The organism is Streptomyces sp. NPDC002144 (assembly GCF_053593695.1).
In genome coordinates this window covers 91,722-104,829 of record NZ_JBSFDB010000004.1, presented here as the reverse complement: position 1 = coordinate 104,829, position 13,108 = coordinate 91,722, and the positions used below count along the sequence as shown (strand labels likewise).

The window sequence follows — 13,108 nt, the reverse complement described above, 5'->3', positions numbered from 1 at the left end:
GCCGTACGACCGTTCCCGCGGGGCCGTACGAACGTTCCCGCGGGGGCTATCCCACCGTCGGGCTCGGGCTGACCGCGGTGCCTCCCGCGCCGCCCGTGCCGGGCGAGGACTCACCGGGCAGGATCGGGGGCTGGGTCGTCGTGTCCACCGGCGGGGTGAGCACGATCTGGGGCTGGCCCGCGAGCGGGGGCGGCGGGGTCAGGTCCTTGGCGGGCAGCTTCGGCGGGGTGGTCTCCTGGAAGAGCACCTGGTCGAAGTTGACCAGCCCGGTCTGCTCCATGACCGTGATGTGGTCCAGGACCGTCGCGTTGGCCTGGTCGGCCAGGGCGCGCACCACCGTGTTCTTGGTCGTGGAGCGGATCTTCGCGATCGTGTTGAAGATCGAACCGTGCGTCACCCGCAGGATGTTGGCGAAGTCCGTGTCGAACTGCTTGCCGCTGTCCGCCTTGAGGGTGTTGACGAAGCCCACCTGCTGGGGGCTCGCGATGTTGGGGATCGTGATGTTCAGCATCGTGCTGATCTTGCGGCAGCTGGCGTCCAGCGCCGCGTGACCGTCGATCAGGTGCTTGCTGGCGATCTTGACCGCCTGGCTCTGGCCCTTCTGCAGGCCCAGCTGGCCGACGGGGTACTCCCACAGACCGGCCGCGCGCACCTTCACCACGAAGTCGCGGTCCGACTCCGTCAGCGGACCCCACTGGGTCTGAGCGATGACTCTGGTCCCTGAGGCCGACACGGTGTTCACCCCGAGCATCGCGGGATAGGCGAGTGCGGCCAGAGTCAGACTCAGAGCACCGCCCACGAAGAGAGTTCCCGTCGCGTTCCGCGAAAAGCGCACCGTGCCTCCTGCCCGGTCGGGGATCCGCCGTCGTGCGGCGGGGTAGGACGGTGTGGAATACGGACCGGACCCGGCGCGGAACCTTTTGGTTTGGTAAAAACCAGGGGATGTGAGCCATGTCTCCGGGGAGTTGGCGGTCCGGCCCTTCGGTGGTCATGACAAGTCGTTGACGGAATGTTGACCTGTTCACGGGAGAGTGCGGGGGAATCCCCGACCTAGATTCGGCCCATGCCCCCACAGCCCCCGCCCCGGGTCCCCGCGGCCCTTCCTGTCCTGCCCTACCGCAAGCCCACCAAGGGCCGCGACTACTGGGTCATCGACGACGTCCTGCCGGACGTGGACGCCGTACGGGAGCGCTGTCTGGCGAAGGACGACTGGGTCAAGGGCTACCCGTACACCTCGGAGACCTGGCCGGGCCTGCGCACCATGCCGGGCCTGGAGCCCGACGAACTCGCCCGCGTCGAGCGCCTGGTGAAGAAGGCGACCGGGGCGAAGGAGCTGTGGGTGCAGCAGGCGCCCGGCGGCGGCACGCTCAACCACAACTGCGTCCAGGTCGTCGGCGAGGGCGAGAGCGAGCCGCGGCCGCACACCGACTCACGGTCGCTGTGCCGGTACGCGGCCGTGCTGTACCTCAACCCCGGCGTCGGCAAGGACTGCGGCACCGCGTTCTACCGTCAGTCGCTGCCCGGCGGACGGCTCGGCGGCAACATCGTCCAGGCGCCGCACAACAACCTCGTCGAGGCGCTCGGCACCCGGTTCGTGCCCGGGGACCACTTCGAGGAGGACGTACGCGTCCCCCACAAGTACAACCGGCTGCTGCTGTACAACGCCAACCTGGTGCACAGCGCGACCGGTTACTCCGGCAGCACGCTGGAGGACAAGCGGATGACGGCCGTCTTCTTCTGGATGGCCTGAGCCGGCCGCTCCCGCCGCGGGGCAGGCGGGACTTTCGCAACAGGCGCTAGCGCACGCCCAGGCCACCGCTGCCGAAGGAGCCGCTGGAGCCGGGCATCCAGCGCCGTCGGTGCTGGTCCTTGCCCGTCTTGCTCGACGCGCGGTGCATCTCGTGGGGCATCAGCCGTTTTCCGTCCTCGGAGAGCGGCACCTCGTCCGGTTCGCGCACCTCGCGCATCTCGCGGACGGCCCCGCCGTCGGGAAGGTGGGGCTGCTCGTCCGGGAGCGGCCGCGGCAGCTCGCGGTCGCGCACCCGCATGCCGAACCAGAAGGCCCAGACCAGGGCACCGGCGATGACCAGGCCACCGATGAAGGCGCCGACCACGTGGCTTACGTCCACCGACGTGGCCGCCATGACAAACGTCGCCGTACTCATGGCTCGATTATCGACCCAAACGCCGCGAAAGGAGAGGTCGAGCACATCGGCTCCACCGCGGCCCCGACCCTCGCGGCCAAGCCCATGATCGACCTCACGCCCGCCGCGCCCGCCGCCCACGCACAGCGCCCGGCGGGGAAACCCCGGCCGGGCGCCTGCATGAACCGCTCAGGGCCTGATCGACACAACCACGTGTCGCAACGACCGTCGGAAACCGCCGTCAGCCGAAGCGGCCCGCCACGTAGTCCGCCGTGCGCGGGTCCTTCGGGGTGCCGAAGACGTCGTCCGTCGGGCCCGCCTCGACGATGCCGCCGGGGGTGCCCTGCTCGGCGAGGAAGAAGGCGCACTGCTGGGAGACGCGGGCCGCCTGCTGCATGTTGTGGGTGACGATCACGACCGTCACCTGGTCGGCGAGCTCGTGGATGGTCTCCTCGACACGGCGGGTCGAGGTGGGGTCCAGCGCCGAGCACGGCTCGTCCATCAGCAGCACCCGGGGCCGTACCGCCAACGCCCGGGCGATGCACAGGCGTTGCTGCTGGCCGCCGGAGAGCGCGCCGCCCGGCTTGCGCAGCCGGTCGCGGACCTCCTTCCACAGGCCGGCCCGGGAGAGCGACTCCTCCACCAGCTCGTCCTTCTCGCGGCGGCTCGCGCGGGCGCCGGTCAGCCGGAGGCCGGCCACCACGTTGTCGTAGATCGACATCGCCGGGAACGGGTTCGGCTTCTGGAAGACCATGCCGATACGGCGGCGGGCGTCCGTCAGCCGCCACGAGGCGTCGTAGATGTCCTCGCCCTCGAAGAGCACCTCGCCCCCGAACTGCGCCCCCGGGATCAGCTCGTGCATCCGGTTGAGGGTGCGCAGGAACGTCGACTTGCCGCATCCGGACGGCCCGATGAGGGCGGTGACCCGCCCCGCGGGCATGGTCAGCGACACCTGGCTGAGCACCTGGTGCCCACCGAACCAGGCCGAGACCGACCGGGCCTCGATCGTGGCGGGAGCGGTCACGGCGGCGGTCCCCACCGGCGGCAGGACGACCGTGTCGGTCACGGAGTCGGTCACTTCGGTCACTTGGGACACCTCACAGCAGGTTCGGCAGGAGTTCGGTGGTACGCGTGGCGACCTGGAGGCCCAGCACCGCGACGAGGGGCGCGAAGACGATCCACGTCTGGTGGCGGCCCCAGCGGTGCCAGGCCCACACGGCGGCGACGGCGGCCAGCAGCAGCGCCTGCAGCCACATCACCAGCGGCCACGGCACCCCGGAGGGCCGGGCCAGCGGCTCCTCGGAGCCGGGCAGCGTGCCGGTGCGGATCACCGCCGCCGGCGTCTGGAAGGGCGCGGAGACCAGGTCGGCGTCGACGCGCAGTACCCCGGCCGGCACGAACCGGGCGCCGGTCGCGGTGACCAGCACCAGCCGCCCCTTGCCGGCGGCCACGGGGGCGGGCGCCGGATCACCGGCCCGGCGCACGTCCAGGACCTGGTACGTCGCCTTGCCCTGCCCGGTGACCACGGTGATCCGGTCGCCGGACGACAGCGAGCCGAGCCCGCGGAACGGCCCGCCGTAGGCCGCGGCCCGCCCCATCAGCACGCTGGTGCCGGCCTGCCCGGGCATCGGGGTGTCCCGACGGTGACCGGGCCCGTCGGTCAGCACCGAGGAGTCGGTGCCCTCCAGGACCACCTGCGTCGTCCCCAGCCTGGGGATGCCGACGATCGCGACCGGCGTGCCCGGCGCGAGCAGCCTGCCCTGCTGGTCGGTCTGCGCCACCGGCGCGGTCCCGAGGGCGAGTTGGCCGCGCAGCTCGTCGAAGGCGGAGTGCTGCGCGGACCGCTCCTGGATGCCGCTGACCAGCAGCAGCTGGGCGGTGATGCCGAGCAGCAGGGCGGCGAGGCTGAGCAGGCCGCCCCGGGCGAGATGGCGGACGACGGTGACGCTCCGGACGCGCGTGAGCGTGAGGGGTACGGCGAGTGTCACGGCGGCCCGCCTCCTTCGGGAAGTTCGAGAGGGGGGCTGCCGGGGAGGAGGGGCCCTCCCCGGCAGCCCGGTGGGAGATGGATCAGGTGGACTTGATCGTGAAGACGGGGCCGGTCTTGGCGTTCACCGTCGCCGAGCCCGAGTAGGTGGCGTGCAGGTTGTGCTTGCCCCGGGCCAGCTTCGGCAGGGTGATCGTCACCTTGCCGCCGCTGAGGGTGCCGGTGCCGAGCAGCCTGGAGCCCTCGTAGATCTTCACGGTGCCGGTCGGCGTGGTGCCGGTCGCGGTGACCTTGACGGTGACCTTGGCGCGCGCGGTGTGGCTGACCGTGGCGGGCGCGGTGCTCGCGAGGGAGGCGGTGGCCTTGGTGACCTTCAGGGTGGCGGTCGCCGAGGAGGCGTTCAGCTTCGCGGCGCCGCCGTAGGAGACGGTCAGGGAGTGCGTGGCGACCTTGAGGTGGTTCGACAGGGCCACGGTGACCTTGCCGGAGGCGTCCAGCGTGCCGCTGCCGAGGACGGTGGCGCCCTCCTTCACGGTGACCTTGCCGGTGGGCGTCACGCCGTGGCTGCCGGTCACGGTGACGGCGACCTTCGGGGCCTTGCCGTACGGGGTCGCGGCGACCGCGGCGGTGGTGGCGCTCTTGTACTTGACCGGGCCGGTCCAGGTGGACACGGCACCGGTGCCGTTGATGTTGTTGCCGGTGACCGTGGCGGTGTACGTGCCCACGGCCAGACCCGTGACGGTGTACGAGGTCGTGGTGGCCGGCAGGTCCTTGACGGCGACGACCCCGCCGTCCGCGTCGGTCACCGTGACCCGGTAGTCGGTCAGCGGAAACGCGGTCGCGGACGGGGCGGTCCAGCTCAGCTTCAGGCTCGCGTCACCCGGCGTGGCCTTCAGCGCCGGCGCGGCGGGCACGGCGGTGGAGATGCCCGACTCCTCCAGGCCGCCCTGCTTGGCGTGCCGGGCCAGGTTGACGGAGCCGTTGTAGGACTCGTTGACGAAGCCGAAGGCGGCGATGACCTTCTCGGCGTCGTCGGAGGCCAGGGCGGCGGTGTGGCTGCCGCTGGTGACGAAGACGTCGTAGAGGTCCTTGTCGAAGAAGATGCTCGTCGGGTCGATCGCCCGGGTCGGCACGACGTTGAAGACGTCGCGGCCGAAGGTGGAGTTCTCGTAGTACGGCTGGACCGGCGCGAGCTTGCCGTTGACCGTGGTCACCGGGCTGGTGGCGCCGGCGTCGCCCGGCAGCTGAATGGCGGCCAGGTGACCGCCGGCCGCGACCGAGGTCGTGGTGTAGTCGGGGGCCACGCCGTTGTTCTGGGCGATCCAGCTGCCGACGGAGAACGGGACGAGGGCGCCGGCCTCGGTGAGCGCGCTGTTGCCCTGGTTCTCCTGGACCGCCTGGACGCTCGGGGCGAGGTCCGCGTCCTGCAGGCCGAGGATGGACAGGAAGAACTTCCGCGTGCCCGAACCGCTCTGCGGGATCTTCGGGTGCACGGTCTGGCCGTTCACCGTGGTCAGCGTGCCGACGTAGATGTCGTGCAGCTGGGCCACCGTCAGGGTGTCCAGGCCGGAGCCGCGCACCGCCACGCCGATCGCGTCACGCGCCATCGGGATGTAGGTGAGCGCGCTGCCGGAGAAGGACGGCCCGCTGGAGGAGCGGGCGAAGTCGACCTGGCCCTTGATGGCGACGCCGGAGGAGTCCGGGAACTTGTCGCCGGTCAGCGACTCGCTCAGGGCGAGGCGGCCCTTGCCGGATCCGTTCGGGCGCAGGAAGGACGGGCCGCCGGAGCGGGTCGTGATGTTCGAGGTGGTGGAGCCGGTGCCGGGCTCGATCGCGTCGTAGGAGGCGATGCCGGCACCGCTCGCCGACTTCACGGCGGTGGCGGCGTAGCTCTTGCCGGCCACGGTGTCGCCGGCCAGGGCGTTGAGCACGTCCTGGGTGGTGTCGGAGCCCACGCCGACCAGCTGGCGGAAGGTCCCCGCGGGGGTGGGGTCGGCGTACGCCGGGCTCGCGAGAGCCAGGCCGCCGGCCACCACGGCGGCGGCGACGAGCGCCGCCGTAGAGCGCGTTCTGCGCATCGAGAGTCTCCGTGACTGTGCGAAGGGGTGGATCTGGCAGGGTGGTACGGGCCGTCCGCCCCGACTGCCTTTCGGGGCGGACGGCCGTCTGTGGGAGCGCGGGCCCCGTGGGGGCTCGGCTCGGAGGGTGGGACGCGGGCCGGTGAGGGCCGCGCGCCGAGGGGCATGGGGCGCGGGGGCGGTCCGCCGGGCGGTGGGCGTCAACCGCCGCCCGGCGGCGGGCCGGTGCTCGCCCCGGTCCGTGGCACGGTGCTCACCCCCGGCCCGGCGGCAGCAGCTTGCGCAGCCGCTCCGGCAGGGTGTCGGGCACGAGCGTCACCGTCCGGCCGCCCGGCAGCGGCATCCGCAGCGGCAGGCGGGGTCGGCCGCCGCCCGCGAAGGGGGCGCCCGCGCCGGCCACGGCGCCGAGGGCGGCACCGACCGGGACGGCGTAGCGCAGCGGGTTGGCCGGGTCGGCGGGGGTGTTGCCGGCGGCCGTCGTCTGCACGGCCTTCCCGCCGCCGTACGAGGCCTGCGGGCTCGGCGAGGTGCTCGCGCCCGCGCTCGGCGTACCGGTGCCGCCGTCGGTCCCGGTGCCGCCAGAGGACCCGGAGCCGGTCGAGCCGCCCGTGCCGCTGCCGCCGGACCCCGCGGACGACCCGGAACCGCCGTCCGCGGAGCCGCCCTTGTAGTGCTCGAGCGTGCCGGCGACCTGCAGGGCACGGGCGCGCAGCGGCTGCGGCAGCGGGGCGTACCCGGCGGGCAGCCGGCCCGGGTCGGCGCCGCTGAGCTGCCCGTTGCCCGCCGCGTACCGCAGCAGGGCCGCGTAGTCCCGGCGGGCGTCGGCGGTGAGCTTGGCCGGGCGGGCGGCCGCGTAGACCAGCTGGGACAGGGGATAGGCGTTCTTCGCGGTGGCGCCCGCCGGGGTGATCTCGGCGACCGTCTTCCCGGCGGCGCTCTTCGCGGCGGCGGTCAGGGAGCCGGTCGTCGGGGCGACGAACTTGCCCGCCGCGTTGCGCAGTTGGGCCGTCTGCAGCCCGTAGCGGGCCGCGGAGGCCGCGTCCGTGACGGTGATGACGAAGCGGGAGCCGACCATCTGCGGGCCGGGGCTCTTGAAGGCCGGCGGGCTGGCCAGCGGGTCCCAGGTGGACTTCCACAGGATGTCGGCGCGCCGGGTGTGCAGGGCACCGGCGTGCATGTCGTCGACGTACGGGTGGAAGTCGGTCATGCACTGCTGGAGGGTGGCGCCGGTGCCGGGCGGGATCGTGCACCAGGGGTCGCTCTTCGGGTACTCGTCGAGGTTCGACGGGTCGAAGGCGGCGCCGGTCGGGTTCAGGTCGGCGTTGGTGCTGTAGTACGGGTTGACCCGCATCCCGTCGTCGTCGGGGACACCGGCGAGGAACTGCCGGGCCTCCTTGTCGGACCGGATCCACTGCCACAGGTCGTGCGCGGTGTCGCTGTGGCCGAGCGAGGTCATCAGGTCGGTGTCGGTGGCCGGGGTCTCGGCGACCGACAGATACGCGAACTCGGGGTTGAGCGCGATGAACTCGGGGTCGCTCGCGAGGCCCGCAGGGTTGTTCCTCGCCCAGCCGTACTTCTTGGCGACGGTGGAGGCGACCACCGCTCCCCAGGGCGAGTTGCGGTAGGACTCGGTGAGCAGCTTGGCGACCAGCCGGGGCGTGAGCCGGATCGACTCCACCTTCGTGCCGGCGAGCTTCGTCACCGAGTCGGGCGCCCCCGCCTTCGGTCTGCGTTCGATGGTGAAGCCGATGACGGCTCCGGAGAGCGCGACCGGCGCGTACGTCGTTTTGTCCGGGGGCGCGGCCGAGCTGGCGTCGGCCCCGAGTGCCCGGGTGGTGAAGGCGAGTCCGGAGGAGCCGTCGTTGCCGAGCCGGCCCCGGGCGTCGGGCTCGCCCTGCTCGGTGTAGCTGTACACCTTCCCGGCCGGGCACAGCGCCGCCTGCCAGCTGGTCATGGCGTCGGCGGCCAGCTCGCTGCCGGTGGTGGGGCGTTCCTTCGCGCCGAGGGCGCAGTTGGTGCCGACCGAGTTGAAGTGCAGCGGGATCGCGATGCGGTTCTGCCAGTTGGTGGAGGACACCGGGGAGCCCGCGTTGACCTGGCTGTGGTCGGCGTACGGCTTGCCGTCGAGGTCGAGGTGGCCCTGCGGGACGATCACCAGCCAGCAGTCGCGCGGCTTCGTCACGCCGTTCGTCTTCACCGGCAGGCCGCAGCCCAGGTGCGGGGCCTCGTTGGCGGTCTGCACCTCGAAGTACTCGGTGCCGGTGCCGCCGGCGCCGGTGCGGGCGAAGTCGACCTCGTTGGTGGTGTTGCGGTTGAAGAACGGGTTGTTCTGGGTGTTCGTGGTGACCGTGGTGCCGTCGACTGACTTGAAGGGGACCTCACCGGGCGCGTTCGGGTTGGCGGCGCCGTACCGGTTGTCCTGGCCGTAGTTGGTGGGGTCGGCGCTGTAGAAGACCCTGCGGGTGTCGTCGTAGTCGTTGCCCGGCCAGCTGGTGCGGTCGGTGGTCGGCGAGGCGCCGTACTGGCACTGGGTGCGCGGCGGACCGGGGTTGGCCGGCACCGTGCCGTCGTCGTCGCCCCAGCACTGCATGATCTGCACGAAGTCCGTGTTGAATTGCGTGCCCGCGAAGGTCGTGGGGGTGCCGCCGGTCCAGGAGACGGTGATCGCCTGGCTGGTGAGATGGCTGGTCTGGGAGACCGTGAACTTCATGGCGCTGAACTCCCCGCGCCCCGGCACCGTGACGGCGGAGGAGCTCGCCGCCGTCGCCGGCGGTGCCGACTGGGCGACCGCGAGTCCCGCGAGCGTGCCGACGGCGGTCCCGGCGACGACCCTCAGCAGCAGACGTCGTACCCGGTTCATCGCGAACCCCCGTCCGAGGCGCGGCTGATGAGGCGGGAGACCAGCGAGGGCAGCAGGACCAGACCGAGCACCAGGAAGACGGCGAGCACCATCAGGGTCTGCGTGGTCGTCCAGCCGCTGTGTCCGGCCACCGCGACGGGCTGCGCGAGGGCGATGGTGCCGCCCGCGGTCGTGGCCGCCCCGGTACCCGTGCCGTCGGCGGCGATGGTCTGCCCGGTGTCGGGGTCCACGGAGGGCTGCGCGGAGGCACCGGCGCCCCCGGCCGCCGTACCGCCCCCGGCCGCCGTGCCGGCGGAGGACCCGCCGGCCGAACCGCCCGCGGACCCGCCCGTGCCGCTGCCGCCCGAACCACCGCTCGAGCTGCCGGACTTGGCGCCGCCGCTGCCGCTCGTGCAGGGAGCCGCGCCCTTCTTGTCGCAGGCGGCCGGGTAGGGAGCCGTCTCCGCGAGCTTGTTGCGGCCGTTGGCGGTGAAGGTCGGGTTGTTGCAACCCCTGATGTTGATGTTCTGCGTCTGCACACCCGGGATGCGGCGGATCTGGTCGAAGCCGGCCTGCACGAGGTTGATGGGCAGCGGCGAGTAGCCCAGCTGCGGCGCCTGTTGCTGGCCCTGGCACATGAAGTAGTACGAGAACGCGCCCAGCGTCTTGCCCTTGGCCTTGGTGAAGGTGCCCTGCACCTTCAGCGGCAGGATCATGTACGAGTAGCTGGAGAGCGGGTAGTTGCGGCGGTCGCTGTCGGTGTAGACGCCGTCGAGCTGCTGGGTGAGGTAGTCCGGCGAGCTCTTGTTGGTGTTGATCTTCGCCTTGAGCAGCGAGACCGCCACGTTCTGCGGGGTCGGCTCGGTGTAGTAGCCGGCGTGGTTGAGGACCTTGGCGACCGGATAGTGCGCGTTGAGGGCGTAGGAGTAGTTGACGTAGCCGATCGCGCCCTCGCCGTAGTTCTGCGCGACGTAGCCCGCGACGCCGAGGTCGCCGGACTGGGCGATCATGCCGGAGACGGTCGGGTAGTACGAGGTCTGTCCGCACGCCCCGGAGCGGCCGACCTTGGCGCAGTACGCCTGCCACAGCGCCCTGTGCTGGTTGGCCATCCACATCGTGAACTGGGCGGTGGAGCCGGAGCCGTCGGAGCGGACGACCGGGACGACCGGGCGGTGCGGGAGCTGCAGACCGGGGTTGTCGGCCTTGATCGCCGGGTCGTCCCAGGTCTTGACGACCCCGGTGAAGATCTTGGTGACGACGTCGCCGGAGAGGCGGAGGTTGGTGACGCGCCGGCCGTTGACCGTCAGGTGGTACATGAAGACGGTGCCGCCGGCGACGATCGGCATGTAGGCGTACGACCCCTGCGCGGGGCGTTCGGCCGCGCTTCCGTCGGTGGGGTGGGTCTGGAAGGGGATGTCCGAGACCGCGAAGTCGACGGTGCCGGAGAGGAACTGACGGCGGCCGTCCGAGGAGCCGGTGCCGGCGTAGCTGATGCGCATGCCGTACTGGTTGACAGCCCGGCGCCACTCGTCGACGGCGTTCTCGGCCCAGGTGGATCCGGCGCCGGCGATCGGCGTGTAGCTGTCGGCGGAGGCGGGGGTGGCGGCTGTCGGAACGGCCAGGATGCCCAGCAGCGCGGCGAGGACGCCCAGCCGGCGGAGGGCGTTGATGACAGGGCTGGACATCAGTGACTGTCTCCGGAGTCGTTGGTCTGCTCGGTGTCGTCTTGGGAACCGCTGTCGAACAACTGCAGTGCGGGAGCGTGCAGTTCGGCGAACCTCTCCTCGTCCCGGCGGGACGCCTTCGCCGTCCTGCGGGCCTGGCGCTTGCTCTGGTGGCCCGGTCCCCTTCCGCCGATCACCCGGGCGATCGCGAACAGCACCAGGACCAGGGCCATCAGGACCGCCGCCGCTCCGAAGCCGCGGGCGATCATCGTGGGCTCGGGGGACCTGACGAAGGTGAAGACGGCCAGCGGGAGGGAGATCATCGGGCCGTTGGCCGGGTCGCCGTTGAGGGCCGCCGTGTAGCCCGCCGTCAGCAGGACCGGGGACGTCTCGCCGATACCGCGGGCGGTGCCGAGGATGACCGCGGTGGCCAGCCCCGAGCGCGCGGTGGGCAGGACGACGTGCCAGACGGTCCGCCAGCGCGGAGCGCCCAGCGCCTCCGCCGCCTCCGTCAGCGTGCCGGGGACCAGGCGCAGCACCACGTCCGAGGCACGGATCACGATCGGCAGCATCATCACGCTGATCGCGAACCCGGCCGCGAGGCCCGACTTCTGCATGCCGAGACCGAGGATCCAGACCGCGTACACCATCAGGCCGGCGACGATCGACGGCAGCGCGGTCATCGCCTCGACGATGGTGCGCACGAACCGGGAGAAGCGGCCCGGGATCTGGTTCAGGTAGACCGCGCAGGCCAGGCCCAGCGGGACCGTGATGGCCAGCGCGATCGTGATCATGATGAGCGTGCCGAGCATCGCGTGCGCGATACCGCCGTTGGTCAGCGGGTCCAGGGGGCCCGCCGCCTGCATGTCCTGGGTGAAGAAGTTGCCGTGCGGCAGGGCCTCGCGGCCGCGCCAGGCGGTGAAGCCGACGACGAGGGTGAGCGCGGTGAACAGCAGCGCGGCCGCCGTCCACAGCACGACCGTCATCACCCGGTCCCGTACCGCCTGCCGGTCCTCCTCCAGGCCGGTCAGCACCGCGTAGATGGCGAGGAAGGCCGCGTACGCGGTGACGGTGAAGCCCAACGTGCCCGAGAAGGGGGCGACTTCGCCGAACAGCAGCACGGCGACACAGAGGCCCGAGACGGCGGCGCCGGCCAGGGACAGCACTCCGGAGCGGCTGACGCCGCCGATACGGCGGGGACGGTCGGGGAGTCCGGACCCGGGGACGGCGTCCACCGGGCCGTCGGCGTCCTTCCGGACGTCGGTTTTTTCTCCTCGGCCTTCGGTCAGGCCGGTCTCTTCGACGACGGTCATCTCATGCCTCGCTCTGCGCGCCGGACCGGGAGCGGGCCACGATGGAGGAGGCGGTGAAGTTGACCGCCAGGGTGAGCAGGAACAGCGCCAGGCCCGCCGCCATCAGCGCCGACATGCCGAAGGTGGACGCGTCGCCGTAGTGCAGGGCGATCAGCGAGGACACCGAGTTGGAACCGGTCTGCACGATGTGCGGCTGGATCACGAAGACCGGCGAGATGATCAGGTACACGGCGATGGTCTCGCCGAGTGCCCGCCCGAGCCCGAGCATCGTGCCGCCGATGATGCCGCCCTTGCCGTACGGCAGGACGACCGCGCGGATCATCCCCCAGCGGGTCGCGCCCAGCGCGTACGCCCCCTCGCGCTCGCCGGCCGGGGCCTGCGCGAACACCTCGCGCATCACCGAGCACTGGATCGGCGCGACCATCAGCGCCACCACGATCCCGGCGACGAAGGTGGAGGCGGTGTAGACGCTCTCGGAGGCCAGCGGCTCACCGGGCCGGGTGCCGTCCACCGTGAACAGCGGTATCCAGCCAAGCCAGTCGGACAGCCAGCGCGACAGACCGATCACGTGCTGCTGTAGGAAGAACAGTCCCCACAGCCCGTAGACCACCGAGGGGACGGCCGCCATCAGGTCGACCATCGTCACCAGCGTGTGGCGCAGCCGGCGCGGTGCCACGTCGGAGATGAACAGCGCGGTCCCCACGGCCAGCGGCACCGAGATCGTCACCGCGACGGCGGCGATCAGCAGGGTGCCGGTGAGCACGGCGGCGATGCCGAAGTTGTGGACGTCCGGCTGCCAGGCGGCGGTGGTGAGGAACTTCAGGCCCCGCACGCGCAGCGCCTGCGCGGCCCGCAGCAGCAGGAAGAGTCCGACGGCCGCCATGATGGCGAGGACGGCGACTCCGGTGGCCGTGAGCTGGTACCGGAAGAGACGGTCGCCCAGGCCACGCGCCGTGAGGAGCCGGCGGGGAACGGGTCTGTCGGGCTCCGGTTCGCCGGAAGCCTCCACTGCGGACACCACTGAGGGCCCCCCAAAGGAAACGGTATTTCCCCATGCGGCCTCGTGTTCGAGCCGCGCGGGGG

At 71.9% G+C, this 13,108-nt stretch carries 10 protein-coding genes and 1 pseudogene; 2 read left to right on the top strand and 9 right to left on the bottom strand.

Translation table 11 applies throughout. From position 1 onward, the window contains the following. Positions 1–46: 46 nt before the first annotated feature. Positions 47–799 carry a DUF4142 domain-containing protein gene (locus ACWCQ1_RS07705; protein ID WP_133044048.1) on the bottom strand — a complete coding sequence of 251 codons (753 nt, stop codon included), beginning with the start codon at positions 797–799 and terminating at the stop codon, positions 47–49. 264 nt (positions 800–1,063) lie between these two features. Between ACWCQ1_RS07705 and ACWCQ1_RS07700 the strand changes: the two genes are divergently transcribed. Further along, a complete protein-coding gene (locus ACWCQ1_RS07700) occupies positions 1,064–1,750 on the top strand; it encodes a DUF6445 family protein (RefSeq protein ID WP_133044049.1) in 687 nt (228 codons plus the stop codon). Between the two features lie 46 nt (positions 1,751–1,796). Here ACWCQ1_RS07700 and ACWCQ1_RS07695 read toward each other — a convergent pair whose 3' ends face one another. Beyond that, the gene (locus tag ACWCQ1_RS07695; RefSeq protein WP_133044050.1) at positions 1,797–2,165 is read right to left on the bottom strand and encodes a DUF6479 family protein; all 369 of its coding nucleotides are present in this window, start codon (positions 2,163–2,165) and stop codon (positions 1,797–1,799) included. Between ACWCQ1_RS07695 and ACWCQ1_RS07690 the strand changes: the two are divergent. Further along, positions 2,115–2,240, top strand: a pseudogene (locus tag ACWCQ1_RS07690) (hypothetical protein); the annotation flags it as partial. The gene ACWCQ1_RS07695 and the pseudogene ACWCQ1_RS07690 overlap by 51 nt on opposite strands. A 145-nt stretch (positions 2,241–2,385) precedes the next feature. Here ACWCQ1_RS07690 and pstB read toward each other — a convergent pair. The 7 genes from pstB to pstC form a co-directional block, all read right to left on the bottom strand. After that, positions 2,386–3,150 (bottom strand): phosphate ABC transporter ATP-binding protein PstB, encoded by a 765-nt coding sequence (gene pstB / locus ACWCQ1_RS07685; RefSeq protein ID WP_358597997.1) that lies wholly within the window; start codon positions 3,148–3,150, stop codon positions 2,386–2,388. Positions 3,151–3,241: 91 nt separating this feature from the next. After that, positions 3,242–4,132: a sortase gene (locus ACWCQ1_RS07680; protein ID WP_358597641.1), complete on the bottom strand. Its 891-nt coding sequence runs from the start codon at positions 4,130–4,132 to the stop codon at positions 3,242–3,244. A gap of 82 nt (positions 4,133–4,214) precedes the next feature. Then, positions 4,215–6,209 carry an Ig-like domain repeat protein gene (locus ACWCQ1_RS07675; RefSeq protein WP_451026050.1) on the bottom strand — a complete coding sequence of 665 codons (1,995 nt, stop codon included), beginning with the start codon at positions 6,207–6,209 and terminating at the stop codon, positions 4,215–4,217. A gap of 253 nt (positions 6,210–6,462) precedes the next feature. After that, entirely contained in the window at positions 6,463–9,069 is a 2,607-nt protein-coding gene (locus ACWCQ1_RS07670) for a hypothetical protein (protein WP_358597647.1), read from the bottom strand. Then, a complete protein-coding gene (locus ACWCQ1_RS07665) occupies positions 9,066–10,733 on the bottom strand; it encodes a substrate-binding domain-containing protein (protein ID WP_358597650.1) in 1,668 nt (555 codons plus the stop codon). Before ACWCQ1_RS07665 ends, ACWCQ1_RS07670 begins: the two co-directional genes overlap by 4 nt. After that, positions 10,733–12,025: a phosphate ABC transporter permease PstA gene (gene pstA / locus ACWCQ1_RS07660; RefSeq protein WP_358597652.1), complete on the bottom strand. Its 1,293-nt coding sequence runs from the start codon at positions 12,023–12,025 to the stop codon at positions 10,733–10,735. The genes ACWCQ1_RS07665 and pstA overlap by 1 nt, the downstream gene beginning before the upstream one ends. Position 12,026: 1 nt before the next feature. Further along, on the bottom strand, positions 12,027–13,043 hold the full coding sequence (gene pstC, locus ACWCQ1_RS07655) for a phosphate ABC transporter permease subunit PstC (protein WP_358597655.1): 1,017 nt from the start codon (positions 13,041–13,043) through the stop codon (positions 12,027–12,029). Positions 13,044–13,108 lie beyond the last annotated feature (65 nt).